Here is a 26,058-nt window from a genome sequence, read left to right as displayed (position 1 = left end):
AAAGCGCTCAATAAGGAAAATGAACGATTGAAGAAGATCGTAGCTGACTTGCAGATCGACACAATGATTTTAAAAGAAAGTCTTGATGATCTAAAGCCCAAGGCCTGACGGTTGATGGGTTGCGTCAAGCAGTAAGCCATACCCGCCGAAAGCTAAACGCAGCTGACCGGCGCAACTGCGCGGTTCCTGGCCTGTCGAGGTCTCGTCTGCGTTATCAAGCTAAGTGCCAAGATGATGATGCTTTGCGTTTGGATTTGATCCGCTTAGCTAAGCAATATTGATGGTACGGGTACCGTAAGATTACGCAGCTGTTACAGGTTGAGGGCTAGAAGGTTAATCACAAGAAGATAGAACGCCTGCGACGTGAAACAGCTCGATAAGCACAAAAAGCGGCAATGACTTTGTCACAAGGATATATCTACTACCCGTTTACATCCAACGCCCCCAAATCACATTTGGACGATTGATTTTGTGCACAACAAGTTCAGCAATGGTCGCAACTACAAAATGCTTACTGTTTTGGTTGAATATACACGTGAAGCGCTCTGCGTTGAGGTACACAAGAAGATGAACACCAACGATGTCCTCTCAGTCATGCATCCCCTTCTAATGAAATACGGAAAACCAGAAAATGTACGCTCAGGTAACTGCCCTGAATTTATTGCTAATGCACCAAGGACTGCCTGCAACGAATTAGTGTGAAACCCATTCAAATCTATCCAGGTTCACCTTGGGAGACTGGGTAGAATGAATGGTTTAATGGCATTTTGAGTCGAGAGGTTCTGAACAGTGAGTGGTTCCACAGCGTCAAGCAAGCCCAAATTGCGATCAATTCTTGGCTGAGAGAATACAATCGCATCAGACCCCATCATGCCCTAGCGATGCCCCCCAGTGCCAGAAACATCAATAGAGATATACAAAATTAGTCGTACTGAAATTGAAGGCTAGACATGCATGCCCCACCGAAGAAAGCTAATGCCTTGTCATGCACGTCGTCATGCTCATCGAACACAATACCATCTCCTGCATCTCGCGCGGATAGGCTCGCACGAACAGCATCCGGCGGTGGCGGACAAGGGCGATCTTCACGTTGCTGGTCACGCCATCGATCGCAACGATCTCGTGGCTCCAGTCAAACTGGTAGGCTTCCCCCGGATCGAAGGTTAGCGGCACATAGCCGGCGGTAGATTCTTCCCGCTCCTTCCTGTTCCACGACGCTGCATATCGCCGAACCGCATCATAATAGCCGTCGTATCCGCGTATCCGTATAAAGGTGATCCTCTCACGCTTCGTTTTCCGGGCATTTGTCGCCAGCATGTCATCGAGTTCACCCGTCCAGGGGCCGATCTTCGGCAGCGGCTGGATCATGCGAGTTCGGACGCCCCGGACCGGATCGCCTTGCGCACAGTGTTCTGCGGTACCCGCAGCTCCTGGCAGATCTGCTTGATCGACTTCTTGTCCTGAAAACACGCTCACCGGATCTTCTCTGTCGAATCCACGACCACATCCCACACCAAGCTCCCCGATAACCTCGGGGGCATTATCCAAATCAGTGTAAGGGGGGCATTTTGGGACGCCAATCACCCCACTACGGGGTCATAATTATATGCTTGTTCACAAGCTGGGTCTGGAAGAAGGTCGTGAGCTCAGATACCGCCTGATCGACGTAGGCCGGAACATGATACATCTCGTAGTGACCGGCCCCCTCGACCGAGACAATGCGCTTGTCTTCAGATGGAGCGAGATCGAAAAGTGCTTGGCTGTCTCCCTTCGCTCCGGTCGAGCCGTCGCGACCATTTGCAATCACCAGCAGAGGCTGAGTAAGGAGCTCAGGAACCACCTGCAGGGCGTCGAACCCAAGCAATTGCCCAAAACTGCAGAAATCGAGCCGGTTGGTAGCGTTCTCGTGACGCCAGGCTGAATGCCGATAAAAGGCCACAGCTTCAAGGATATCGGGATCGGCGATGCCGGACGCATCAGCGTCTTCGAGGCTGTCTGGGATCCAGGGAACCGTCTTCTGGTCAGCTCCTGCTGCCTGAGCACTGCGTTGCGCCGCCACCTCTGAAAGAAGCTGCTCGCGTTTCTCGGGCGGCAACATCCGTCGGAAGGCGGCTCCGATATTGGTCGCTACAACTGTACCAAGCGCCCTGAAACGCGGATCGGTCAGCGCGGCTTGCACAGCGTAGCCACCACCCGCACAGATGCCAAGAAGACCGATGCGGGACGCATCCACGCCAGGTAATGAGGTCAGGGCGTCCGCCGCGCATTTCAGGTCCTCGATCCTGCGACCAGGATCTTCCAATCCGCGGGGGACCCCTTCGCTGGCACCCTGACAAGAGGGATCGAACGTCAGAACGACAAACCCCTGTGACGCGAGTTTCTCTGCGTAGATTGCACTGATTTGTTCTTTTACGCTGCTTCCCGGTGCTGAAATAACAAGTGCGGGACTGCTTGCATTTTCATCGAAAGCCTCAGGCAGGTGCAGATGGCTCGAGATGGTCAGCTTCCCGTTCGGGAAGGCAAAGGTTTTCAGATAGGATGGCATGCAATATACCTAAAACAAGCTATTATTGTTCCCTTCTGACGGTAGTTCCAAAAATGAACAAAATCAAGACATGATTGATAGACACACAGAGGCCGTACGAATCTGGCGTCTGAACTTCCTGCTGTCCACCACAACGCTCAGCGCCGCAGGTGCGGAACTCAAGGCGCTTGGCCTTGTCGGAAAGGAGTTCTTCGTGCTCGACGGCATTGAGGACCATCCGTCTCCCGCAGGGCTGGCGGGGTCGCTTTCGATGTCAAAGCCAAATCTGACGATGCACCTAAAGGCCTTACAGGCACGTGGTCTGATAGATCGGTCCGTGGACCAGGCCGATCTGCGCCGCCATCGGCTGGTCCTTTCGGACTTGGGCCGTGAGTTGCGCGATAAGGCCAGAGGCATTGTGACAGCGAAGTACGAGGATACGCTGCAAAAACTTAGTGCGCCGGAAAGAGAAAACTTCATGCGCCTTTTGGAGAAGCTGGTCTTGGATTGATGCCAAAGCCTCCAAGCTGCAGGTCTGCGTCGATACAATCCCATCTTTCTGAGCGTGATATTGGGAAGGCCACGTACTGAACCGCGTCGGGTTTGCTGAAGGCTAGTTTTAGTTGATTACACTGCTATTTCCCCACTTCCCAGACCTGCTTAGAAGTTAGGCTGGCGGCCATTTCTTCGGATCGTAATGTTGGATGACCGACTAACCTGCGAAAATGTCGGCAGATTACGACCTTGAAGACGCGCTTAGGCCGGATCAGAAGACGCTCTTGGAGAGGGGCAGACCACATCATGGTGGTGTCTGTCATCATTCACGTCAGGTAGAAACTCGCGCGACGGACAGTGTAACGGATAGAGAGCACTGCGGCCGAGCGGGCACTTCCCGCTCAGTCGCCATTCGCCTGTCAAAAACGCTGCAAAATGCATGAACGGCAACAATGCGAAAGCTGCAATGCTGCGTTCAAACAGTCAGCGGACGGCACCTTCGGGCCGTCTGTGAAGACGTCCCAGTTTGTTAGCTTTCAATCTCCTCTGCGATCGCAAGAGCATCCGCAAGTTCAACGCCGAGATACCTAACAGCGCTATCAATTTTGGTTTGTCCCATCGGGTGAGCCTTGCGTGTGCAATTCGTGTGTAAACACACTCGGTTTATTCGGGCATTGTTCAGCCTCAGTTGGGCGTGTAAATACCGCCGCGGCTCATAGGAAAGACTTAAATTCAAAGACTTATGCCAATTCGGCATGTTCACAAGAACTTGGACCCTAAACTGAAAATCCTCGTGTCGGTGGTTCGATTCCGCCCTGCTCACTATTTTAGATCAACTAAATAAAGTGCTTAAATTGATTTTATTCTCCAAGAATCATGGCGCATTGTTTCGGGTATCACTGGGGGAGCGTCTTGATCAACTGCAGTACCCTTCTTGGCGGTTTGCCCAGTCCTTAAGAGTCAATTGACCATCAAGGTCTTTCCCAATTCCTGCAACCATCGCATCCATAAGAGGTCTGTAGTCCGCAAAATATTGTGCGGGAGCATGCAAACAAGAATAGCCAAATTTCAGTTAGCCAGGGCGATTTCGTTTTCTGAGGGGAAGTCTTGGAACGGTTATGTGGCAAAAAACCCCTTGGACAACGACTGTGAAAGCGAAGTGGTCCGATTGATTATTCCGTCTCCACCGAAGGCGATCTGGCCCTGCCGCACCTTGGTGCCGTTCCAAGTGCTCGTTTAGGCTACCTTTCGTTCGAAAACGACGGGGCTTTTTCAGCCGCCCGATGAGCCGTCGGTAGCGCGATGATATGGGCGCAAATCCGCGAAAAGCCACGTCTAAGTCTACAAGCCGTGGTCCGGTTTTTAGGACCGAAGAACTTTAGGATCTGGGAACGAAGGTCGGGCACGGGTGGATCGGTCCCGTGTCTCGGAAGAATGACCTCCCTGATCATTTTAGGATTTCTCGTCACAACGTGAGAATGGCATCAAGGTCGCCAGAACGCAGAATTACAAGGTGACGACCATTGCCCGATAGGTGATTGCGACGCAATTTGCTGAAAGGGGAACATCACCCATGGGGTCAACATGGCCCCCAACTTGCTGGATCAGGATTTCTTTGCTGATGGTCAAAGTCAGAAATGGGCGGGTGATATATCTTAAATCTGGACAAGTGAGGGGCGGCAGTATTTGGCCGTCGTCCTTGACCTGTCATCCCGCCGTGTCATCGGCTGGGCCGTCAGTGACCGCATGATGTGGCGCCTTGCGATCCGCGTGTTGGGAATGGTCGAACCGCCGGAGGGCTGCATTCATCAGACGGATCGTGGATCGCAATTTTGGTCAAAGGAATATCAACGACCACTGACCAAGCATGGCTTCAAGATCTCGATGAGCAACAAGGGCATTAGTTCTGACAATTCTATGGTTGAGGCGTTTTCAAATCCCTTAGCGCGGTGCTGATTTGGTGGAACCGCTGAGGAACCAAACGCCAAGCCTAAGGGGAGAAATTTTGCTGTGCTTCAATGGGTTCTATAATCCACGGCGGCGTCCTACATCGCTGGGTGGAAAAAGCCTTTTAGCCTTCGAACGAATGCCTGAATGAGCTGGCAAACCGGAACCGAACACCGACAAGACCAATGCGGAGTGATCGCGGATACGCGACCGATTGGAGGCGTGAAATCGCGAGATCTAACGGTTCAACACAGCGCGTTAAGCCATTCGCTAGAAAAGACCCATGCGCCCAGTTCATGCAGACAAAACCCCAAGCGTGAGTTGGGGTCTTGGGGATCAGTCGTCGGGATAGTTCAGTGTCGACCAGGTATCATCGCGTGGCGGTGCGGGTGGTTTGTCACAGGCCTGACGATGGATATTCACCTTCGCAATAAAGTTCGCAGAGATCGGCGCGGTCACGAACAGAAAGCCCATGATCAGCAGTTCGTGCATTGAAACGTCACCCAAGACCGCTGAATGAATGATCGACGCCAACAAAAGCATACCGATGCCAATGGTCCCTACTTTTGTGGGTGCGTGCAGACGCGTCATGCTGTCGTTAAATTTGAGCAGTCCGATAACCCCAACTGCCACGAAAAACGAACCGATCAGAAGGCAGATCGCGGTTGCATATGTCCCAATGATTTCAGCACTCATTCGATGATGTCTCCCCGAAGTACGAAGCGGGCCAGGGCAACCGTGGAAACAAAGCCTAGCATTGCGATAAGAAGCGACACTTCAAAGTAGATTTGTACGCCCTGATGGATTCCCAGAAGAACCACCAGACCAAGGGCGTTGATGACCATCGTATCAAGCGCCAGAATTCTGTCGCCAATGGAGGGGCCAATAATCAGCCGGACCATCGACAGGATTTGGCCAAGCGCCAGTGTCACAAAGGCTATGATCAGGGCGATGTCAAAGAGGCTTGATGCTGCTGTCACTGGAAAATCTCCACCAGGCGGTTCTCATAGCGGGTTTTGATGTCGTCACGCACGGCGTCAGGATCATCCGTATGCAGCACATGCACCAACAGGCTGTGCCCCTCATCGGAGAGGTCGGCTGAGACGGTACCGGGCGTGAGCGTGATTGTCCCGGCAAGGACCGTTATGGCCTCAGGCTGGCGCAATTCGAGCGGAACCGCGATCCAGGCTGGTTTCAGCTTTGAATTTGGGACGGTCAAGACGATCCATGCCACTTGCACATTCGCAACGACAATGTCCCAGATCACAAGGAAACTATAGGTGACCATCTTGCCGAGCCTAAAGGATTTGGGCGTGTCCGGCCACCAGATCGACGTGCCCCAGGTGATGATGACCCCTAGGATGAAACCAAAGACGACCATCCCGGCAGTGACTTCATTTTGCAGCATGGTCCAGACCACTGTCAGAAGCAGGGTCAAATACGGGTGGGGCAGCAACCAGCGGAATGCGCGAGCCATGCTAGTGGTCCTCCTTCTTCGGCGTGCTCAGCTTACCGGGCGTGTCAAGCACAGCGGCTATGTATGGCTCGGGCGCGAACAATTGTGCGGCAATCGTTTTCGTATAGCCATGGACTTGGCCTCCAAACACTGTCAGCGCCACAATCAACGCAATCAGCCCACCAACCGCACAATAGGACAAGGCCACGGGGCGCTGGGTGTCCTCGACGTCATCGGGCGCTTCGATGCTGCGTGCTTTCCAGAACAGCACACTGCCTGCGCGTACAAAGCCAACGATGCTGATCAAGCTCGAGCCCAGCACTATGGCCCAGATCCAGACCATGAGATCAGTGTTATACGCCGCATCCAGCAACAGAAGTTTGCCAAGAAACCCTGACAATGGCGGCATGCCCGTCATGGCGATTGCACCGACAAAAAACAGCCCAGCTGTCAACGAAGCTCCCGCCATGACCGGTTGCGACGACAGATCAAGGTTTGCGCGACCTGTGCGGACCAGATCAACAATCAGGAACAAAGCAGCCCCTGATAAGGTCGAATGCAACGTGTAATACAACGCCGTTGCGATGCCTTCGGGCGTGAAAAACGAAATCGCCACCATCACCATGCCCATCGAGCCGATGATAGAAAACGCGACAAGCCGATCCAGCCGTTTGGCAGCCAAAACGCCGATCATCCCTATGGCGAGCGACACCAGTGCGGCAGGCAAAAGCCAAACATCATGCATGCCCGCAGTAACCGCCAGATCAGGCGGAAAGATCATCGTGTAGACCCGAATGATCGCGTAGACTCCAACCTTGGTCATGATCGAGAACAAGGCCGCCACCGGCGCAGGTGCTTCGGCATAGCTTGAGGGTAGCCAAAAATGCAGAGGCACAAGCGCCGCCTTGATCGCAAACACCAGCAATAGCAGCACGGCCGCAACCCGAATGCCCACGGTTTCTTCGGCACCGATCTGAGAGACCCGCTGCGCCAGATCGGCCATGTTCAACGTGCCGGTCTCGGCATAGATTGATCCCAATGCGAACAAAAACAGGGTCGATCCGATGAGGTTGAACAGTACATATTGCACCCCTGCCCTAAGCCGAGCATTACCCCCTGCGTGGATCATCAGACCATAAGAGGCAATCAGCAGAACCTCGAAAAAGACGAACAAGTTAAACAGGTCGCCAGTCAGAAACGCGCCCACAATCCCCATCAGTTGGAACTGAAAGAGCGCATGGAAATGCCTGCCACGGTCATCCCAGCCCGAGCCAATTGCATAAAGGAGCACGAATAGCGCAAGGACGGCCGTCAACAAGACCATCAGCGTAGACAATCGGTCGCCAACCAGAACGATACCAAAAGGTGCCGCCCAATCGCCCAATTGGTACAAAAGTATGGTCCCGTCCGAGGTCTGCCAGACAAGCCCCGCTGCAATGGTCATCAGCGACAGCGCACCGGCAACCGAAATCACCCGCTGAATATTGATGTGATACCGGGCGGCCAACACGATAAATGGTGCCAACAATGCAGGCAGGACAATTGGGGCGATGATCCAATGGGTCATGACTGGCCCTCCGCACGCTCTTGCTGGTCGTCTGGTTGATCGCCCGGTTGGTCATCCACATGGTCATCATCCGAACCAAGATAAGCTCCGAGCGAGATCATCACGACAACGGCGGTCATCCCAAATGAGATCACAATGGCGGTCAGCACCAAGGCTTGGGGCAGCGGATCGGTATATTCCGTCACACCGTCAACCAGGATAGGCGACGCGCCAATTGTCAGTCGCCCGGATGCAAACAGAAAAAGGTTAACGGCATAGGTCAGCAAAGAAATGCCCATAATGACAGGATAAGTCCGTTGCCGCAAAACAAGGTATATGCCGACAGCTGTCAAAACACCGATGGCAGAGGCGATGAGAAACTCCATCACACGACCTCCTTTTGAGATCCAGACGCATCGTCTGGTGATGTCTCATCCCGAGATGGGTTGATATCCATCGGGTGCTCATTGTCGGGAACATGCGCGCGCCGCGCAAGCCGCGAGAAGCTCTCAAGCGACAACATCACAGCCCCCACAACAGCCAAGAAAACACCAACGTCAAACAGCGCCGCCGTGGCGAGTTCAAACTTCTCGAAGGGCGGGATACGAACATAGGTGAAATCCGACGTCAAAAAGGGTTTACCCACGAACCAAGATCCAATCCCTGTCAGCCCCGCGACCAAAACACCGGCCCCGATGACACCGTGATACGGGTATCGCAACCGCGCCGATGTCCAGGAAAAACCACTGGCCATGTATTGCATCACGACAGCAATCGAAACGACGAGGCCGGCAATGAAACCGCCGCCTGGCTCGTTGTGGCCGCGCAGGAAAATGTAGAACCCAACCATCAATACCACTGGCATTATGACTCGGGTCAGGACGACCATCATCATCGGATGCATATCACCGGCCCGCACCAGATCGGGTTTGCGGTTCAGAAGCCGTGCGCGCACCGGCCCGCTGAGCAATGTTTCTGTCAGCGCGTAGATCAGCAAAGCCGCAATGCCCAGCACGATGATTTCGCCATAAGTGTCAAAACCCCGGAAATCGACAAGGATCACGTTGACCACATTCGTGCCGCCGCCCCCCTTGTATGAGTTCGCCAAATGAAACGCGGAAATCGGTTGATCGACGGCCTCGCGCAGCAGGTAGTGGTACGCCAGCCCGAACGTCGCCAGCCCGCCGACAACCGCAACCAACGCATCGCGCACGCGCCGCAGCACCGAGCTTTCGATCGGTGTTTGTTTGGGAAGGAAGTTGAGGGCCAGCAGAAGCAAAATGATCGTCACCACTTCAACTGTGAACTGGGTCATCGCCAGATCAGGCGCGCTGAAGAAAATGAACCCGATCGACACGATCAAACCGACAATACCAATCAGGATCAGCGACAAGAGCCGGTTGCGGTGCAACGTTGCAAGCCCGCAGGTTGCCGCCACAAGCATCAACCAACCTGCAATAGGCACAGGGCCCGCAGGAAGCATTGACCGCGTCGGCGCGCCGACGGTCCCCGTGGACCACGCGTGAAAGCCCGCTGCAATCATTGCGACAATGCCGATGGTGGCATAGCGGGAAAAGGCACCATTGTGGAGCGGTAGGATCAGAGCTTGGGCCAGACGAACAACCGCCGCGACCATCGCCTCAAAAATGACCTTAGCCTCGGGGCGCGGTGCTGCGTCCCACAACCGGAGCAAGGGTTTAAACAGAGCCAGCACCAGCAATCCGCCCACCACCGCAACGATGGACATAACAAGAGCCGGCACAAGACCGTGCCAAATTTTGAAATGAGCGTCCGGCACCTCGACCACCCCTCCTAGCACGGAAGCGGTCACAAGCTTTACAAACGGCTCGGCAAGAAACGGAGCAACACCGATGACAACCACAAGCACGACAAGAATTGCAGGCGGCACCCAAAGGCCCGCAGACGGATCATGTGGCTTGGCCGGGTAATCTTCGCGCACCGGACCAAAGAACGTGTGCCCGATCAGACGGAAGCAGTACGCCGCCGAAAACAGAGAGCCGAACGTGGCCAACGCAGGCACCAGCCAGGGCACCCCAAACAGCACAGTATGCGTTGCTTCTTCCAGCATCATTTCTTTGGACAAGAAGCCATTCAGAAGCGGAATTCCTGCCATCGACAACGCCGCAAGCGACGCGATGGTAAAGGTGACCGGCATCAAACTTCGCAATCCCCCCAATCGGCGGATGTCGCGGGTGTGCGCCTCGTGATCAATGATCCCTGCGGACATGAACAGCGCCGCTTTGAAAGTGGCATGATTCAGGATGTGAAACATCGCAGCCATTGCACCAAAGGCTGTGCCAGTGCCCAAAAGCATCGTGATCAGCCCAAGATGGCTAACCGTAGAGAATGCCAACAACGCTTTCAAATCGTGCTTGAATAGCGCAATTACAGCGCCCAGCACCATGGTAACCAAGCCAGCCCCGGTCACGATGACGAACCATTCTGTCGTCCCCGACAGCACAGGCCACATGCGCGCCATCAGGAAAATCCCGGCTTTCACCATTGTGGCCGAGTGCAGGTAGGCCGAAACCGGCGTGGGCGCGGCCATCGCGTGTGGCAACCAAAAATGGAACGGGAATTGCGCGGATTTGGTGAAACAGCCCAATAGAATCAGGATCAGCGCCGGAAGATAAAGTGGATCCGCCTGAATGGCGTCGCGATTTTCCAAAATCACGCTGAGGTCATAGCTGCCCACGATCTGGCCAAGCATCAGCATGCCACCAATCATCGCAAGACCGCCCATTCCGGTGACCGTCAAAGCCATGCGCGCGCCCTGCCGCCCCTCAGGCAAGTGCTTCCAATAGCCGATCAGCAGGAAGGACGATAGCGACGTGAGCTCCCAGAAAATCAAGAGCAGAAGGATGTTGCCGCTTAGAACGATGCCCACCATCGCCCCCTGAAACAGCAACAGGTAGGTGAAGAACTCACCCATATTATCGTTACGGCTTAGGTAGTTCCGCGCATAGGCGATGATCAAAAGCCCGATACCAAGGATCAAAAGGGCAAAGAAAAAGCCCAGCCCATCAAGCATCAGTGTAAAGTTCAGCCCCAGAGCGGGCATCCAGTCAACGCTCGCCGTTACAACCTCCCCTGCCAGAACCGAGGGGAGATTGGTCAGCAAGCCGACAAAGGCGGCCAATGTGACAGTGAAGGTGACGCCAGCACAAGAAGACCGACCTGCGGAATTCATCAGGCCGGGCAGCAGCGATCCAAGAAACGGAAGGGCTACGATTATGAAAAGTGACACGCGTGTTCCAAAGCTGATCGGTGAAAGGCCCGTATTGAAAAGCATTGGTTTCACATCAGCGCAATAGGAAACGACACAATTCCGCAGTAAACTGCATGCCTCAGAGCAAAAATGTCCCTTGCAAGTCCGCTGCGCCAAAAGGCAACACGCGTGTTCTTGACTCGTCACTGTGTGACCTTTAGATGACTCTGCTGGGCACCTTTAATGCGAAGTACCAAACTGTCCAATCGCCCCCGAGAAGAGGGCGACAGCCCAAAGATCCGCCCTCAATAACAGGGACAAGTTTCCAGCCTCCCAGTATCCACCGACTTCATAGGGGAGCCTGCAATCGGTCTGCCTTGAGCATTATCGAACCAAAGACTCTTTAGGCCATATCGCCCCGATCACTGCCACCCTCCGGGCCATAGTCTGCGGGCGGCCTTTACAAATCCAACGTTATTTTGCCGCCAGCCTGTGCGGCCCGCGACTGACAGGTGACAATTTCGGTTTCTTGCTGAGCTTTGGACAAAACAAAATCGCGATGTTCGACGTCCCCGTCAATCAGCCCACATTTGCACACACCGCAAATACCATCAGAGCATTTGACATCCACATGCCGCCCAGCCGCCAAAAGCGCGTCAGACAGCGTTTGATCCGCTGAGACAGAGACCTCCTGACCTGATTTAGCTAAGACGGCTGTAAAGGCATGGTTCACATAATCTGGCTGCTCAGGGACTGAGAAATACTCCAAATGGCGCGCGTCTTCGGGAAAGCCTTGTCGCTCTGCCGCCTGTAAAACCGCGTCCATATAGCGATCAGGACCACAGGTATACACATGTGCCCCCTCTTGGTATTTCCTCAAAACCGCATCCAGATCGGCACGGCTGCCCTGATCCGAAAAGTGGAAATAAACGTTTTGTGACCAGGGCATTGTTTTGAGATCATCAACATAACCGGCGTTCGCCATCTGGCTGCCCGAGTAATGTAGCTCAAATGGTTTGCCCAATTCATGAAGCCGATGAGCAAATGCAATCATTGGTGTCACGCCGATGCCACCACCCATCAGGAAAGTCAGAGTCGCGGATTCATCAAGCTCAAAATGGTTGATCGGCTTGGAAATATAGACCCGACGCCCTTCGGAAAAAATCCGATGAAGCATCTTGGAACCGCCCCGCCCTTCATCTTCGCGCAAAACCCCGATCTGATAGGAACCGGTGTTTTTTGGATCCCCTGACATAGAATATTGCCTCAGGAACTCCGGGGTTACCACCACGTCCAAATGCGCACCTGCGGTCCATTCGGGAAGTTCGCCTCCGTCCCAGGCTTGGAACTCGTATTTCGTGACATCCGGTGTCATCTGTTCGACCCTCGACAGTTTCGCTGTAATGACAGGGGCATCGTCAAAACGCGGCCTTTCATGGGCCAATCCATCGGTCTCACCAGCAGCAAGCCGAGCCTTGTATTCATCGGCGGAAATCATGTCTTGGTATGCTTTGATGCCAGCCTCGCGATCCATTGGGAACGGATAAGGATACGGCCAAGGCGCAAGATTGGCAGGATAAACCGCCAGCGTTTGATCCTCGTATTTCACGTCCAAATCCGGTTGCAGATCGCGGCGGTTGATGGGCTGAGACGGTTGTTTGTATCCGCCATCTGCCTTCAATTCTAAATCCCACCACCATTTTTTGGTATCATTCACTGCACCATGGCCCAATGTGTCATCAAGCTTGGCCAAAATCGGTGCCGCTGATGGGACGTTCGAAGCCAACCAGCGAAACGGCTTTTCGGCAAACAACCCTTCGAGGTTCCACGGACAGGTTTTCATACAGCGACCACACATGGCACCGCCCTCGGTGGTGATCCTATAGGTCGTGCATTTTTGGCTATCGGACTTCCAGATTTCATAGCCGTTGAACATACGCTTGGGCCCGGCCGTGATTGCGCCGGACGGACATTCCCGAGCACATTTATTGCAGTTTTCACAAAAGTTCTGCAGGCCAAAATCAATGGGCTTATCATGCGCCAGAGGCATATCAGTGGTCACAACACCAGACTTGAGCCGCGGCCCCAAGAGCGGATTCAAGATGACTTCGCCAATCCGGCTAACCTCGCCCAGTCCGGCCAGAAGCAACAAGGGCGGCTGCAACACCTCGCCATCCATGACCGAATGCGCCTTGGCTTTGTAACCGAGGTTTCGAATTTGCTTGGCAATGACACCACCTAACAAAGAAAACCGAAGGTAGGCTCGCATGGATTGCGCCACGGCGATCCAGTCATCGCCACTGGCCCCTTCCATCGTTTCAAAGCCCTGATCAATGATCATTGAAATCGCCTGATCATGAGGCGGGATCAACTCGGCACCGGTTGCGTCATGGCTATACCATGTCCAATCTGGGCAACGGGAAATCCCGACCGCATCGACACCCAAGAAATAGCTTGCCGCTTTGACATTTTGCGCATTGCGCTCCGCATCCGTCGGCTTGCGATCAACCTGAACGCTTTCGCCATCCTGCAACAAAACAAAAGCCCCGAGCGCGCGTCGTTGCGAAAACGAATGCGCGCTTTTCCGGGCATACCAACCGCCCGACGCCGCCTGTTGTTGTTTCTTGCCCAAATCACCAAACTGGGCCCGCGCAAACATATCGGTTCGCTTGGGAACCCGCGCGACACGGGCTTCGTCGATAAATGTCGTTGGTTCATCCACGCGTTTGAGGGTTTCAAACGGATGGGCCCCATCGACATAGCGGCGCTTTGCATAGGGATCTCGATTCAACGCACTTTTCGCGCTGCCTTTGCCGATCTGCCAAGCCAGCCCAAAGCTTTGTTCCGCCAATGGGGCCAAGGGGCGATCCACAGCCATGTCCATGTCAGTTGTCACCACCGCAAGACCAAAGGCCCGACCGACAAAAGGAGCCACAGCATCCCCATTTTCGATTGTGGCAACCCCGGCAGCAATCGCAAGCTTATTCAGATCAACATCTGACGCACTGGGCGTATGTGCCCGTGCCGAGAACCCAATCAACTGTAGGTAATTCGAGAGGATCACCGCGGTTTCCGTTGCCCGCAACGCCGCGCGATGATCTTGCGCATCGTCGAGCCATTCAGTGCCCGCTTCATCCGAGGCCGGATCCCGATGATGTTCAACAAGAAGTACAATCGCATGCGTGTGATGCTCAATGCTGCCAAGCGGCGTATCGGCGGTGTCTTTCAACCCGGCCATGATAACGTCGATGCCCGAGGCCAGTGTCTTGGTCTGCTTGGTGCGCAGATCATGCGCCAATGCATCAATACCCGGATTGCGTATTGGCTCAGGCAGAAACGAGCCTTTGGGGATTTGGCAAATCCCGATCATTGACGCATCCTGGAAATAACCGAATGATTTCATGTGGTTTGATCGTTCTTGCGCGTCGTCTGGGGCGGTGCTCGGCTCTGGATTGACAACGCCATCCCGGATCAGATCCATCATGGCTTGATATTCACCCATTGCATTGACCAAGGAATGGGGCGTTGCAAGGCGGGAAAAATCCAACCCTTGAAAGGGAGACAGACCCGACAAATCGGGCTGACGATCGAGCCGTTTTAATCGCTCCAATGGATAGGGCCCGAGATAGGGCTCACGGTTCTTGGTCGAGAAAAAGCGCAGCCCCATGATGTGATCCCTTTCGAGGTTTACCAAGCTTTCGTATCCGTTTTTCAGTCTGACGAATAGACGAATCTCTGCATTACGGATACTTTTACTCCAAAATGCCACCAATAACTGGAATAACGTATCCTTTTGGGTGAATGCATCCGACTTGACGCACCATCACGGGCATAATTTGACGCGCGCGGTGTAGTAACGTATCCAATGTTAATCCCCATGGGACGGAGAACCCGAATATGTCAGCCGTTGATTTTGCCGTTGCCGAACTTCGAAAACGGATCTTGCGCGGGAAAATTCAAGCTGACGAACGTTTGACCGAGAGCAGTGGCGCGGCCATTCTGGGCCTGTCGCGAACCCCATTACGCGAAGCCCTAACCCGCCTAGAGCGCGAAGGTCTTATCGAAAAATTGGATGGTCGTGGCTATCGGCTGCGCTCTATCGGCCTGCAGGAAATGAAAGATGCCGCCGATTTACGCGGCATGATCGAAGGCTACGCTGCAGGGAAAATGGCGGCCAGGGGTCCAAGCGACGATGCGGCAAAAGCCATTGAAACCTCAATAGAAATGACCGAAGCTATTTTCGACGGCGATGAGCTGAGCGAAACCCAAATTGGCATATACCACCAAGCCAACGCCATGTTTCACAACGCCATCGTTTCAGATTGCAAAAACAGTTTTGTTGTCGGAGCCTTGGAAAAGGTTCAGCAAATCCCGCTAATGACACCCGGTGCATTTACAAAACTGGGGGCCAAAGCCAATCGCGAGCGGTTGCGTCTGACGGTCGGACATTCCCAACATGTCATCATCTGGGACGCCATTTGCAATCAAGATGCAATCCGGGCTGAAAACATCATGCGTGAACATGCGCAAGCCCCTTTGCGCTATGCTGAATTGTTTTTAGGCGAAGACGTGCAAAAGTTTCTGCCAGACGCATTCTCCACCTCCGCAGGCGGCACATAGAGTGATCTTCCATGGGCTTGGAAAGAACGGACAGTACACATGATCACACGCCCTTGGCCCGCATTTCGTAACATACCCCATAGGGGCGCAGGTCATCCAACCTCAGAGTTCGCATCGCAGCCAAGTGTAAGCTTGCTCCGGCTTTGTTCGGCCCCAAAGCGGCCTCTTTCCAATACAATGTGTGGGTGAATATGGCGGGTTTTGATGATCCATTCGCCATTGCGGCCATCGTGCTGGCCTTGTCCGTCGGGGGATTGCTCAAAGGGGTGATTGGTTTGGGGGCACCGGTGATTGCTGTTCCGATCATGTCCATTTTTGTCGATGTGCCAATCGCGGTCGCCGTCATGGTCGTGCCAAACCTTCTGACCAACCTGCGCCAAGGCTGGCAATATCGCCAAGCGCGGATCACCGGGCCTTTTATCCCCATCCTTGCAGTAAGTTGCGGTGTCGGGGCCATCCTTGGGACAGTCTTTCTCGTTGCTCTGCCCGCCAGCATTCTCAAGCTTGTTGTTGCGCTTTTGGTCTTTGCTTTTGTGGCGCTACGACTGGTCATTCCAGACTTTCGCCTGAGCATGGCACTTGCTCAAAAACTTGGCCCAGTGGCAGGCATCATATCCGGTGTTGCCCAAGGGGCTGCCGGTGTTTCCGCTCCGGTTTCTGTGAGCTTTCTAAATGCAATGGGCCTCCCCCGAGAGCGATTTATCAGCACGATCTCAGCCATGTTTGTCGGCATGTCTTTGGTTCAAATTCCAATGTTGATCTTAAACGGAGTGCTAACACCCAGCCTTATGGCGATAAGCATCGCTTGCCTCGCCCCGTTGTTGATCTTCATCCAAATCGGCGGGCATCTGGCGCGACATGTATCCGCAAAGCTGTTTGATCGGTTAATATTGGTCGTTTTGGTTGGTCTGGCGTTGATTTTGGTTCAGTCCGTGGTGACCTGACCGCGCTGACAGACCGAGCAAGTAACGGGGCAAGAAACGGGGCAAGCCCCTAGGCATCCGGCATTGTTGACGGGATCGTCCAATCCCGACCCCGCGCGGTGGTGACATATTCCGGCCAACGGAAATGGACGGGCGGGTCATAATCACAAAGCGGTGCAATCCATTTATCCCCGCCTACCCCGCCACCCGTGCGCAGGTTGAATTCATCCATCGCGGATTGTCTTGCGGTCTGGTCTTCCAACATTCGCAGCGCCGACACAGCCAGTGTTTTGGCCGCCACTTTGATCATCGGATCAATCGTTGCCGGGATGCCCCCCATCGCATTCATAACCCAAGCTGGATAGGCTTGACCTGTCGGAGCCTTGAGAGCAGGCCGCGCGATATAGAACCGTGCGGTCGGTGTGTGCCACGTCATATCCGTGTAGTCGTCGGAGGTTGAATTGAGCTGACTTGGTGGCAAATCTTCGCGCAAGATCGCCTCCGCCTCTTGCGGGGGGATCAAGCCGCTCAACGCGTCAAGAAACGGCTCTTGCATAGGTGACAGACCCAAATTCGCCTGAATCTCTTGGGCAACAGAAACGGCCGCCTTATCCCAAACCGGTGCCCCCACCTCTTGCATGGATTGCCAAACCACGTCGGCCATCGCGTGGTTGGCCAAACCCGGACGCGATTTGCAGACCCAGTGGCGCTCAATCCGGCATCCGGTAAGCAGCGCGGCCGCTTGTGCATTTCGATCCAGAACCGCGGTTATTTGCTCGGCCATCTCGATGGTTGGCACCCGCATCATGTATTGAATCTCGGCCAGTCCAGCCGGCAGGTTATCCGCCGTCGCCTGACCAGCTGTCAAAATCGCCTCAGAAATCGACCAACCGCCTTGATGAGGCAGCATCGCTTCACGAAACACCTTTGACGATTGAAACATCGTCATCAAAGCCTCGCTGGCCCCCGGAGCACGAACAGAGGAGTGGGATTGCGGGATCGGAGGGCCATTTTTCACCCCGTCTCCCCCTGACATTCCCCAGGTTTCAGGCGCATCACAAATGAAGCGATAGACCATCGAATAGGCGGCCCCGCAATGTGTGTCCCATCGCACGGTGTTGCACATGGGCAGCATGTAAAACGGATGAAAGGACAGCATCGCCGCCAACCCATCATAATAGCCCTTGGCCGCATGAATAGGTTTGGATCCACGGACTTTTTCGGCGGGTTCACCAGTATATCGTAATCCCCCCTTGATGCCGTGCTGCTCCATCGCGGCCTTGGTTGCCAGCAATCCGCCAAGCGTGCTGATCCCCAATCCTGAATGCGGATCGGTGTGGCCCCCGGCCTGAAACCCCAATCCATCGCGCGGACGACGCGTGGTATCTGCGGCCTGACAATTGCCGGGAACGGCATCATATTCTGCATACATGCCGATAATCGGCCCGTCCCCATTGGACCATTCTGCGCAAAAGGCCGTCGGCATGCCCCCCGAGCCTTCTTCGACACGAAACCCTTCTTGGCGCAGCCGATCCACATACCACTGCGCGGATTGGTATTCACGCCAGGCCGTTTCACCAAAATCAAAGATCGTTTCGCACCAAGCGGACAACTCCGCCATGCGTGCATCGACAACGGCCAAGGCGGTCGATTGGGCTTGCGAGAGTTGGTTCATAGGTCACCTGGCCTTTTGTTTTTCGTGGTCTTGCGATGGGTCGGTGCAACAAAGTTTGAGCGCGTCTGGCCCGATGTGTGACGTTAACGCCAACCCGTCAGCAAGGTCAAAGATCAACTATTCCCAATGCAACAAAGCGTTTGTGCCATATGGTCATCCCTTGGCCAAAGGGATTAGGCTCCCTACATTCACATGAGCATTTTTGGCAGGAGAATTGAAATGCGATGTCATGAAGTTGACTATGAGATTTTTGGGGACGACATGCAGATCGTCGAAGTCGAGCTTGATCCCGCAGAGGTTGTTATCGCCGAAGCCGGGGCGATGAATTACATGGAAGACGGCATCGCATTTGAAACCCGAATGGGTGACGGAGGTCGTCCCTCCAGCGGCATCATGGACTCGCTCCTGAGCGTTGGGAAACGCGTTCTGACGGGTGAATCCATTTTCATGACCCATTTCACCAACAATGGCCAAGGTAAAAAGCGCGTCGCTTTTGCCGCCCCCTACCCCGGTAAAATCGTACCGATTGATATGGCAGCCATGGGCGGAGAACTGATCTGCCAAAAGGACGCGTTTTTATGTGCAGCCTTTGGTACGACCACCGACATCGCGTTTCAGCGCAAACTCGGTGCAGGTTTCTTTGGCGGCGAAGGGTTTATCCTTCAGCGCTTGAATGGTGACGGCATGGCCTTCATCCATATCGGCGGGACTGTTATCAAACGCGAGTTAAAACCCGGTGAGGTTTTGCGTGTTGATACGGGGTGTCTTGCCGCGATGACCGCCGGTGTTGACTACGACATTGAACGCTCTGGGAACCTAAAATCCATGGTCTTTGGGGGCGAAGGGATGTTTCTTGCAACCCTGCGTGGACCGGGCACAGTCTTCTTGCAAAGCCTGCCATTCTCACGGCTGGCGGATCGGGTACTGCGCGCTGCTGGTCCCGGTGGAAGCAAAGGCGAAGGATCGGTTCTGGGGGGGCTGGGCGATATGTTCGGCGACCGATAAAGCCGCTCTCCTTCAGACTCCAACTTTGGGGGCGTTGCCGTTTTTCAATGGCAATGCCACTTCATCCAACCGGGGCACTATGCCGATAGTTTACAGTCAAAAAGGGCTTTGTGACATGCCTTGGAAACATCCGATAGGTGAAGATCACCCTTTTCCCGAGGTCTACAGACTGGCCCAGAAAAACGGCTTTGAGCAGCTGGAAATCGTAAATCTATACGAGGGAGGTTTGATCAGACTCTATACGCGCACGCCTCATGTGGTCTTCAAACTCAAAGGCGATCCCGGCAGCGCTCTTGACCGTCAGCGATTTGATTACGCAACCAAAATCACGCTGACGCCAAGCACGGCGGACCAAATGTTGCGCGATATCATCGCTCACTTGACCGAGCTGGACGTCGGGTCTTAGCGCGTGGCCCTCACGGACAATCGTCTCTCCGGACCTCTTCGTAAATGTTCGCATTTTCAACCGCAGCATCGACCTCCAATCTCAGCCACGCGGGGTCTGACGTTCGCAGGTCGTCTTTGGCGATTTGGGAATCCTCTCAAGGCTAGGATCGCGTGAAATTTACGCATCAAAATGCAATAACTCGCGATCACCTCGCATTATTCCCCAATTCACTTAACGAATTGCGCATTTCACGCATCTAATATCCGCTATGACTTGGGAAACAAAGCCAGGAGCGCGCTTCGATGAGTAAAAAAATGTCGGTCTATCAATCCATTGCCCGTTCCGTGTCTGACCACGGTGTCGAGACAATGTTCGGGCTGATGGGGGATGCCAATCTCTTTTTGGTCGATAGTTTCGTGCGCGATTGTGCCGGGCGTTTTGTCCCCGCCGCCCATGAAGGTAGTTCGGTTTTGATGGCGCTGGCATATGCTCATGTTGCTGGCAAAGTCGGCGTCGCCTCAGTCACGCATGGCCCTGCGCTCACCAATTGCGTCACGGCATTGACCGAAGGCGTGCGCGGCCACATTCCTATGGTTTTGCTGGCCGGTGACACCCCCGTCGCAAACCCGCGCCATCTCCAAAGCATTGATCAACGCGAGCTGGTCAAAACCACAGGGGCGGGGTTTGAGCAGGTGCGCGCTCCTGAAACTGCCGGAATGGATATTGAGCGTGCATTCTACCGCGCCCAGGTTGAGCGCCGCCCCATCGTGGTCAACATGCCAGCCGATTTTATGTGGCAAGAGACCGAGCATGAAACCCGCGTTCTCGATGTTTTCACCGCGCCCGGCGGGGTCGCTCAGGGCGATATTCTCGACGAAGCCATTGGCATGATTGCCTCGGCGCGTCGCCCGTTGATCTTGGCCGGTGCCGGGGCTGTTGGGGCCCGTGATCAGTTGATCAAGCTGGCAGATCGGCTCGAAGCGCCGCTGGCCACAACCCTCAAAGCCAAGGCGCTTTTTAACAACCACCCTTACAACATCGACATCTTCGGCACCCTGTCGACACCGGCGGCCTATGATTTGATCGCGCAATCCGATTGCATCATTTGCTTTGGAACCGGCTTGCACGACTTCACCACAGACCGTGGTAAATTGATGAAAGGCAAGCGTATCATTCAGGTCGATATTGAACCAACGGCCATCGGCGGCGGGCTGCACCCTGATGCTGCGCTCGTTGCGGATTCCGGCCTGACCGCCGACACGATTTTGTACTGGCTAAACGAAGCCGAAATCCCCGCCAGCGGTTTCACCCGCGAGCTGGACACCAAGACGCTCACCACGCATCCAACCGGGAACGATAAATCGGTCGAGGGTGTGGTGAATTACGTCAAAACGATTGAACGCCTCAACGTTGCCCTGCCCCAAGATCGTGTGCTGATCACCGATGGCGGTCGTTTCATGACCGAAGTCTGGTGCCGTATCTCGGTTCCTGATCCTCAAAGCTTTGTTGTTACGGCTAATTTCGGCTCAATCGGCCTTGGACTGCAAGAAGCCATTGGCGCAGGTCTGGCCGCCCCTGACCGTCCTGTCGTGATCTTTACCGGCGATGGCGGGTTCATGATGGGCGGGATCAACGAATTCAACACCGCTGTGCGCCTTGGCCTTGATCTTATTGTGATTGTCGCAAATGACTCAGCCTACGGGGCCGAGCATATTCAATTTCTTGACCGGAAAATGGACCCAAGTTTAACGCAGTTTGATTGGCCATCTTTTGCGGCCATCGCAAACTCTTTGGGGGGGCACGGAATTGAAGTCAGGTCCGATGAGGAATTGGAACATGCGCTGGAAGCTGTGGAGAACCGGACAGGTCCAATGTTGATTGAGCTACATCTCGATCCGAATGACGTGCCCAGAATGCGGATTTAAGCGGACCCACCGGCTCTGCACGGGCCAAATGGCTTCATCATCGAACTTGTCGCTGATGAATGTGATCGCGGTGCGGCTACCAGTTTTGCGCTGGCGAGGTTGTGCATCGCGATCTGTCATTTGTAACGCAAACCGACGGCCACCGCGCCGGCACACAAAACCCGCAGATTTTCATCCCATCTGGCAGACTATCTGGCAGAGACAAACCGATCATACAAAGATGTTGGCTTCCTGCGATCTATCTTGCAGATCAAACTGCTACCACTTTTTGGCGCAACCCCCGCGCTTAGCAGACTTTGTAGAAGGCAACTTCCACGGCCGAGGCGCGGCGCAACCCGGCACAGACAAAGATGGTATGATTTACCCAGCTATAGCGAGGATCACCGGTTTCCAACCGTGCGGCGGTACGCATGTAATAGTCGGCCGGGTCAACATCTTGGCCGGCTGCAAGTCGTTCCATAACCTCCTTCGGCCCGTGCCGCGTACCAATATTGATCACCTCGATCACCGCGCCGTCGTCGGTCTTGAGGGCATAGCGCGTGTCCAGATGCGCTGAGCTATCGGCAAAAACAGTTTGCCAGTCTGCTCCCACGCCCAACACCTGGCCGGTGAGATCTGGTCCGGTGGCCTGCCCACCAGCGATCGGTATTATGCGCCGATGGCCAGCTCGCCCCGGACCCAATTCAATTGGGGGATCCAAAGTCACTGTTAACGTGAATGAATGGGCCAGCGAAGGGACCGGAACTTGCATAATTATCACCCCTAAGGAATTGCGATTAATTGTATCTGACCGAGGTCTGGGACATGACCGTGGTCGCCCAAATCTGTGCCCCGACAACGCACAACATGCTACACGGTGACAACCGCAGGATCAGCATCGACATAAAGACGATCCAGCAAGCTTTTGCGTCGGGTCAGCACCTTGCGAAAATTCAGGTTTCCCTTGGCCGTCATTTCCCCATCGGTCAGCGATGCCGGTTCAGACATAACTATCGCGCGTGAAATTCTGGTAGAACTGCCCGAAATTTCACGTGCTCTGGCCGCCAAACGGCGTTGGATTTCGCCCTGAAGCAACTTGCAGCGAATGGCTCCATTGTCGTCCGTCAGATCAAACCCTTCTCGTTCAAGCTCAGCCCGATCCGGGAAGATCATCACACCAATCTGATCCCGGTCGGCGCCTGTGATGACCAAATCCGCCGCCAAAGGGGCCAAACAAGCCAGAATATCGAGACGCAACTGACCCGCGCGCACCCAAGTGCCCGTGAGCAATTTGAAGTCTTCGGAAATGCGCCCGTCGAACCGCATGCCTTTGTTTACATCGTTCGGATCGTTGAAAACCATAGCGTCTCCGGTGATGAAAAATCCTTCTTCATCAAACGCATCCGCGGTTTTTTCGGGGTCTTCAAAATACCCTTGCATGACGTTCGGACCTTTGACGCGCATCTCACACCGCATGTCCTCATCCGGGATCAATTTAAGCGTCACGCCAGTCAATGGCACGCCGACAACGCCAGAACGGTCAATGGGCTCTTGTTGCATCATGGTCGCGGGTGCAGTTTCGGTCAGCCCCCAAGATGAGGTCATCAACGGGATCTCTCCTTTGACCTCCATCGCCATTTGCTCAAACCCCTGCCAAACATCCTGCGGCAGTGACGCCCCGGCGTAAAACACCAAATCCAGATCGGCAAAAAAGCGTTGTTTCAGCGTGTTATCCTGTCGAAGCGCCCCCAACAGCATGGAAAATCCGACCGGCACATTAAAGGCCAGCGTGCCAGTCACCATCGACTGGTTTTCAAGGGTGCGTTCAAACAACCCTTTGACCGGTTTGCCATCATCAATGTAAAAGCTGCCGCCATTTGCCAACATCATGTTGAAATTATGAGACCCACCAAACACGTGATTCCAAGGTAGCCAATCCACAACTCGCGGGGGCTGCGCACGTAAGAACGGCAAGGCATCCGCGAGCTGGGTCTGGTTGACGCACATCATCCGATGCGTGGTCATAACACCTTTGGGGGCCGAGGTGGAGCCGCTTGTCATCAGGATTTTGGCAACGCTATCGGGTGTGACAGCCGCATGTGCCGCCTGTAGATCAACGCCAGTGTCGCCCATAAGCAGGGTGTCAAACGCCGTGACATTGGCACTATCGCCCGAACGGCTGGCAACAATCTCGACACCTTTCAAAACATCTAACTTAAGAGCTTCGCCATATTGAACCGCATCCACGACATAAGCCATTTTCGGTCGCACCAACTCAACAGCATGCTGCAAGCGCCCATGCGCTCCGTGGATCAGCGAATATTGCTCGGCAACCGGGGCGGTGGGCACGCCCACATATTGCGCTGCCAGAGACAGCAAACCATGATCGACACCATTGCCCGACATTATCAGGATTGGCGTGTCCGGCCCCATGCCGCGCGCCAACAACGCGCTGGCAATGGCTTGCACCTTTTGCAGCGTCGCTCGGTAGCTTTCTTCGCGCCAGCCTGCTCCGCTACGCTCGGCCAGAAACACCCGGTCGGGGGCCTCAGCTTCCCAATGATGCAACCAATCTCCGGTTGTGTCGGCAACTGGACCCAGCTCATATTGTGACCGAAGCAAAACAGTCCCGTCAGCGCGATCTTCACGCGCGACTGAATGTGCAAGGAAATTTGAAGTCCGTTTCATGGTCTAGCCTTTTTTCCCGTTCTTTTCGACAAGATGCATCCCCGCAATCATGACCGCGCGGGTCTCTTCGTCCAAGTTTTCCAGAAGTCGATTTTCGTGCAAAAGCACCGCTGTCTCGGCTTGTTCGCAAAGCTGGCGACCTGCCATTGTCACCTGCAAAGCATAAGCCCGCCGATCCGTTGAAACCCGTTCCCGCACAATCAGTTCGCGTCGTTCCAGCTCATCAATGATGACAACCAGATTGGGCCGTTCAATGTCCATTGCATCGGCCAATTGTGACTGTCGCAACCCCGGATTGTCCTTGATCAGGACAAGTGCCGTATAGGTCAGCATCCTAAGATCAAACGGTTTGAGCGTCGCCGCGAGATCGGCCTGAATAACGTTAAACGCCCGCTTCATGTGATAGCCCATGAGTTGCCGCAGAGTTGCGTCATCAACCCATGAGGTTTCCGGATTGGCCTGGCGAGGTTTTGAGACTGGCTTCATAGGATCACCGGAGTTGCAGCCAAGAATATGCACATGTTTTTCGTGGCCAAGGCTTTGCCACCCGCCACCAAACAAAACGCGCGCCCAAGAGCTATGCTCCCTAAACCCACTCTGGCGTCGCTGCTGTGTTTTCGCCTGCTCAACATCATTTTCTAAATCACCTGATCTGGGCTTGTCGGCCCGCTCGCCTGACGGTGCCCCCCGCACCGCTATTCTGATCGTTGAAGACAAGGACTGCCTTCAACGCTCCGCAAATAGCATCTCCACGTGTTTACGCCTTGCGATGTCAGAGACACTTTGGGGCCACCGGACAGAGCTACGAGAACCAAGGGGCACAAAGCGCACTCCTTATCGGGGTGGCAGTCGAACAGCACCGTCAAGGCGGATTGTCGTCCCGTTCAAGTAGGGGTTTGATACGATCTGTTCGGCCAACAAAGCGTATTCTTCGGGAGCCCCAAGGCGATCTGGGAACGGAATATTCGCGGTGATCTGGGCCGCAACTTCTTCGGGCAGGCCTTCCATCATCGGCGTATGAAACAATCCCGGAGCAATCGCCATAACCCGAACGCCAGAGCGCGCAAATTCGCGTGCAGCAGGCAAACACATGGATGCGATTGCCCCTTTGGACGCAGCATAAGCTGCCTGTCCCAATTGGCCATCTTCCCAAGCAACAGAGGCCGTATTGATAACAACACCCCGTTCACCGGTTTCTGTGGGTTCCAGTTCCATCATACGTTGCGCTGCATGGCTCATCACATTGTAGGTGCCAAATAGATTAACCTTGAGCGTACGTTCAAACACATCAAACGACATTTTTCCTTCACGCCCAACGATACGCGCCGCCATGCCGATACCCGCACAGCTGATCGCGATCCGAGGCGCACCACCCAAGTCGGCAATCGCTTGATCAAAGGCCCCACCAACAGCCTCTTGGTCTGCCACATCTGCTTGAAGGGCAACGCCGCCAAGTTCGGCCGCGACCTCGTTTGCCGCATCGATATTGAAATCCAAAATGGCAACCTTGGCCCCTTTGGCAGCCAGCCGCCGGGCTGTTGCGGCACCAAGACCACTGCCACCACCTGTGACCAGCGCAACCTGTTCATTGATCTTCATTGCGAAAACTCCATTTCATATAGACCGACGTGCCCCCAATCAAGGAATAAGGAACAGTG

The 26,058-nt window shown here is 54.5% G+C and carries 20 protein-coding genes and 4 pseudogenes; 9 read left to right on the top strand and 15 right to left on the bottom strand.

Going from position 1 to position 26,058, the window contains the following annotated elements; genetic code table 11:
• Positions 1 to 414 precede the first annotated feature (414 nt).
• Both ACRBB0_RS11235 and ACRBB0_RS11230 read left to right on the top strand, forming a co-directional pair.
• Positions 415 to 702 (top strand): DDE-type integrase/transposase/recombinase, encoded by a 288-nt coding sequence (locus ACRBB0_RS11235; protein ID WP_431374812.1) that lies wholly within the window; start codon positions 415 to 417, stop codon positions 700 to 702.
• Positions 703 to 761: 59 nt separating this feature from the next.
• Positions 762 to 926: pseudogene (locus ACRBB0_RS11230) on the top strand (integrase core domain-containing protein); the annotation flags it as partial.
• A 26-nt stretch (positions 927 to 952) separates the two neighbouring features.
• Here the strand turns inward: ACRBB0_RS11230 and ACRBB0_RS11225 are convergent.
• Positions 953 to 1,448: pseudogene (locus ACRBB0_RS11225) on the bottom strand (IS21 family transposase); the annotation flags it as partial.
• A gap of 140 nt (positions 1,449 to 1,588) precedes the next feature.
• Complete coding sequence (locus tag ACRBB0_RS11220) at positions 1,589 to 2,545, bottom strand: alpha/beta hydrolase (protein ID WP_431374525.1); 957 nt, start codon at positions 2,543 to 2,545, stop codon at positions 1,589 to 1,591.
• Positions 2,546 to 2,615: 70 nt separating this feature from the next.
• Between ACRBB0_RS11220 and ACRBB0_RS11215 the strand changes: the two genes are divergently transcribed.
• The gene (locus ACRBB0_RS11215; protein ID WP_431374524.1) at positions 2,616 to 3,035 is read left to right on the top strand and encodes a MarR family winged helix-turn-helix transcriptional regulator; all 420 of its coding nucleotides are present in this window, start codon (positions 2,616 to 2,618) and stop codon (positions 3,033 to 3,035) included.
• A gap of 513 nt (positions 3,036 to 3,548) precedes the next feature.
• Here ACRBB0_RS11215 and ACRBB0_RS11210 read toward each other — a convergent pair.
• Positions 3,549 to 3,638 (bottom strand): annotated as a pseudogene (locus tag ACRBB0_RS11210) (integrase); the annotation flags it as partial.
• 953 nt (positions 3,639 to 4,591) lie between these two features.
• Here ACRBB0_RS11210 and ACRBB0_RS11205 point away from each other — a divergent pair.
• Positions 4,592 to 5,117: pseudogene (locus tag ACRBB0_RS11205) on the top strand (DDE-type integrase/transposase/recombinase); the annotation flags it as partial.
• A gap of 185 nt (positions 5,118 to 5,302) precedes the next feature.
• On the opposite strand, the gene mnhG reads toward ACRBB0_RS11205, so the two are convergent.
• The 7 genes from mnhG to ACRBB0_RS11170 form a co-directional block, all read right to left on the bottom strand.
• The gene (mnhG, locus tag ACRBB0_RS11200; protein ID WP_431374523.1) at positions 5,303 to 5,662 is read right to left on the bottom strand and encodes a monovalent cation/H(+) antiporter subunit G; all 360 of its coding nucleotides are present in this window, start codon (positions 5,660 to 5,662) and stop codon (positions 5,303 to 5,305) included.
• Positions 5,659 to 5,946: a K+/H+ antiporter subunit F gene (locus ACRBB0_RS11195; protein ID WP_431374522.1), complete on the bottom strand. Its 288-nt coding sequence runs from the start codon at positions 5,944 to 5,946 to the stop codon at positions 5,659 to 5,661. Before ACRBB0_RS11195 ends, mnhG begins: the two co-directional genes overlap by 4 nt.
• Positions 5,943 to 6,443 (bottom strand): Na+/H+ antiporter subunit E, encoded by a 501-nt coding sequence (locus ACRBB0_RS11190; RefSeq protein ID WP_431374521.1) that lies wholly within the window; start codon positions 6,441 to 6,443, stop codon positions 5,943 to 5,945. The genes ACRBB0_RS11195 and ACRBB0_RS11190 overlap by 4 nt, the downstream gene beginning before the upstream one ends.
• Position 6,444: 1 nt before the next feature.
• Positions 6,445 to 7,989, bottom strand: a complete 1,545-nt coding sequence (locus ACRBB0_RS11185) for a monovalent cation/H+ antiporter subunit D (protein ID WP_431374520.1) — start codon at positions 7,987 to 7,989, stop codon at positions 6,445 to 6,447.
• The gene (locus ACRBB0_RS11180; protein WP_431374519.1) at positions 7,986 to 8,354 is read right to left on the bottom strand and encodes a Na+/H+ antiporter subunit C; all 369 of its coding nucleotides are present in this window, start codon (positions 8,352 to 8,354) and stop codon (positions 7,986 to 7,988) included. The genes ACRBB0_RS11185 and ACRBB0_RS11180 overlap by 4 nt, the downstream gene beginning before the upstream one ends.
• Positions 8,354 to 11,236 (bottom strand): monovalent cation/H+ antiporter subunit A, encoded by a 2,883-nt coding sequence (locus tag ACRBB0_RS11175; protein WP_431374518.1) that lies wholly within the window; start codon positions 11,234 to 11,236, stop codon positions 8,354 to 8,356. Before ACRBB0_RS11175 ends, ACRBB0_RS11180 begins: the two co-directional genes overlap by 1 nt.
• A 421-nt stretch (positions 11,237 to 11,657) precedes the next feature.
• Positions 11,658 to 14,864: a reductive dehalogenase gene (locus ACRBB0_RS11170; protein WP_431374517.1), complete on the bottom strand. Its 3,207-nt coding sequence runs from the start codon at positions 14,862 to 14,864 to the stop codon at positions 11,658 to 11,660.
• A 230-nt stretch (positions 14,865 to 15,094) separates the two neighbouring features.
• Between ACRBB0_RS11170 and ACRBB0_RS11165 the strand changes: the two genes are divergently transcribed.
• Positions 15,095 to 15,817: a GntR family transcriptional regulator gene (locus tag ACRBB0_RS11165; RefSeq protein ID WP_431374516.1), complete on the top strand. Its 723-nt coding sequence runs from the start codon at positions 15,095 to 15,097 to the stop codon at positions 15,815 to 15,817.
• A gap of 191 nt (positions 15,818 to 16,008) precedes the next feature.
• Entirely contained in the window at positions 16,009 to 16,761 is a 753-nt protein-coding gene (locus tag ACRBB0_RS11160; protein WP_431374515.1) for a sulfite exporter TauE/SafE family protein, read from the top strand.
• A 49-nt stretch (positions 16,762 to 16,810) separates the two neighbouring features.
• On the opposite strand, the gene ACRBB0_RS11155 is transcribed toward ACRBB0_RS11160, so the two are convergent.
• Positions 16,811 to 18,415 carry an amidohydrolase gene (locus ACRBB0_RS11155; protein WP_431374514.1) on the bottom strand — a complete coding sequence of 535 codons (1,605 nt, stop codon included), beginning with the start codon at positions 18,413 to 18,415 and terminating at the stop codon, positions 16,811 to 16,813.
• 219 nt (positions 18,416 to 18,634) lie between these two features.
• On the opposite strand from ACRBB0_RS11155, the gene ACRBB0_RS11150 reads away from it, so the two are divergent.
• The 3 genes from ACRBB0_RS11150 to ACRBB0_RS11140 all read left to right on the top strand — a co-directional run bounded on the left by ACRBB0_RS11150 (position 18,635) and on the right by ACRBB0_RS11140 (position 21,733).
• Positions 18,635 to 19,420, top strand: a complete 786-nt coding sequence (locus ACRBB0_RS11150; protein ID WP_431374513.1) for a TIGR00266 family protein — start codon at positions 18,635 to 18,637, stop codon at positions 19,418 to 19,420.
• Between the two features lie 115 nt (positions 19,421 to 19,535).
• Positions 19,536 to 19,826, top strand: a complete 291-nt coding sequence (locus ACRBB0_RS11145; RefSeq protein WP_431374512.1) for a hypothetical protein — start codon at positions 19,536 to 19,538, stop codon at positions 19,824 to 19,826.
• Positions 19,827 to 20,110: 284 nt separating this feature from the next.
• Positions 20,111 to 21,733 (top strand): thiamine pyrophosphate-binding protein, encoded by a 1,623-nt coding sequence (locus ACRBB0_RS11140; RefSeq protein WP_431374511.1) that lies wholly within the window; start codon positions 20,111 to 20,113, stop codon positions 21,731 to 21,733.
• A 286-nt stretch (positions 21,734 to 22,019) separates the two neighbouring features.
• Here ACRBB0_RS11140 and ACRBB0_RS11135 read toward each other — a convergent pair whose 3' ends face one another.
• The 4 genes from ACRBB0_RS11135 to ACRBB0_RS11120 all read right to left on the bottom strand — a co-directional run bounded on the left by ACRBB0_RS11135 (position 22,020) and on the right by ACRBB0_RS11120 (position 25,999).
• A complete protein-coding gene (locus ACRBB0_RS11135) occupies positions 22,020 to 22,484 on the bottom strand; it encodes a DUF3237 domain-containing protein (RefSeq protein WP_431374510.1) in 465 nt (154 codons plus the stop codon).
• A gap of 98 nt (positions 22,485 to 22,582) precedes the next feature.
• Complete coding sequence (locus ACRBB0_RS11130; protein WP_431374509.1) at positions 22,583 to 24,400, bottom strand: feruloyl-CoA synthase; 1,818 nt, start codon at positions 24,398 to 24,400, stop codon at positions 22,583 to 22,585.
• Between the two features lie 3 nt (positions 24,401 to 24,403).
• Positions 24,404 to 24,886 carry a MarR family winged helix-turn-helix transcriptional regulator gene (locus ACRBB0_RS11125; protein ID WP_431374508.1) on the bottom strand — a complete coding sequence of 161 codons (483 nt, stop codon included), beginning with the start codon at positions 24,884 to 24,886 and terminating at the stop codon, positions 24,404 to 24,406.
• Between the two features lie 348 nt (positions 24,887 to 25,234).
• Complete coding sequence (locus tag ACRBB0_RS11120; protein ID WP_431374507.1) at positions 25,235 to 25,999, bottom strand: SDR family NAD(P)-dependent oxidoreductase; 765 nt, start codon at positions 25,997 to 25,999, stop codon at positions 25,235 to 25,237.
• Positions 26,000 to 26,058: the final 59 nt, after the last annotated feature.

This window comes from Pelagimonas sp., from assembly GCF_050633425.1.
Taxonomy (GTDB): domain Bacteria; phylum Pseudomonadota; class Alphaproteobacteria; order Rhodobacterales; family Rhodobacteraceae; genus Pelagimonas.
This window is presented reverse-complemented; position numbering and strand designations above follow the sequence as displayed.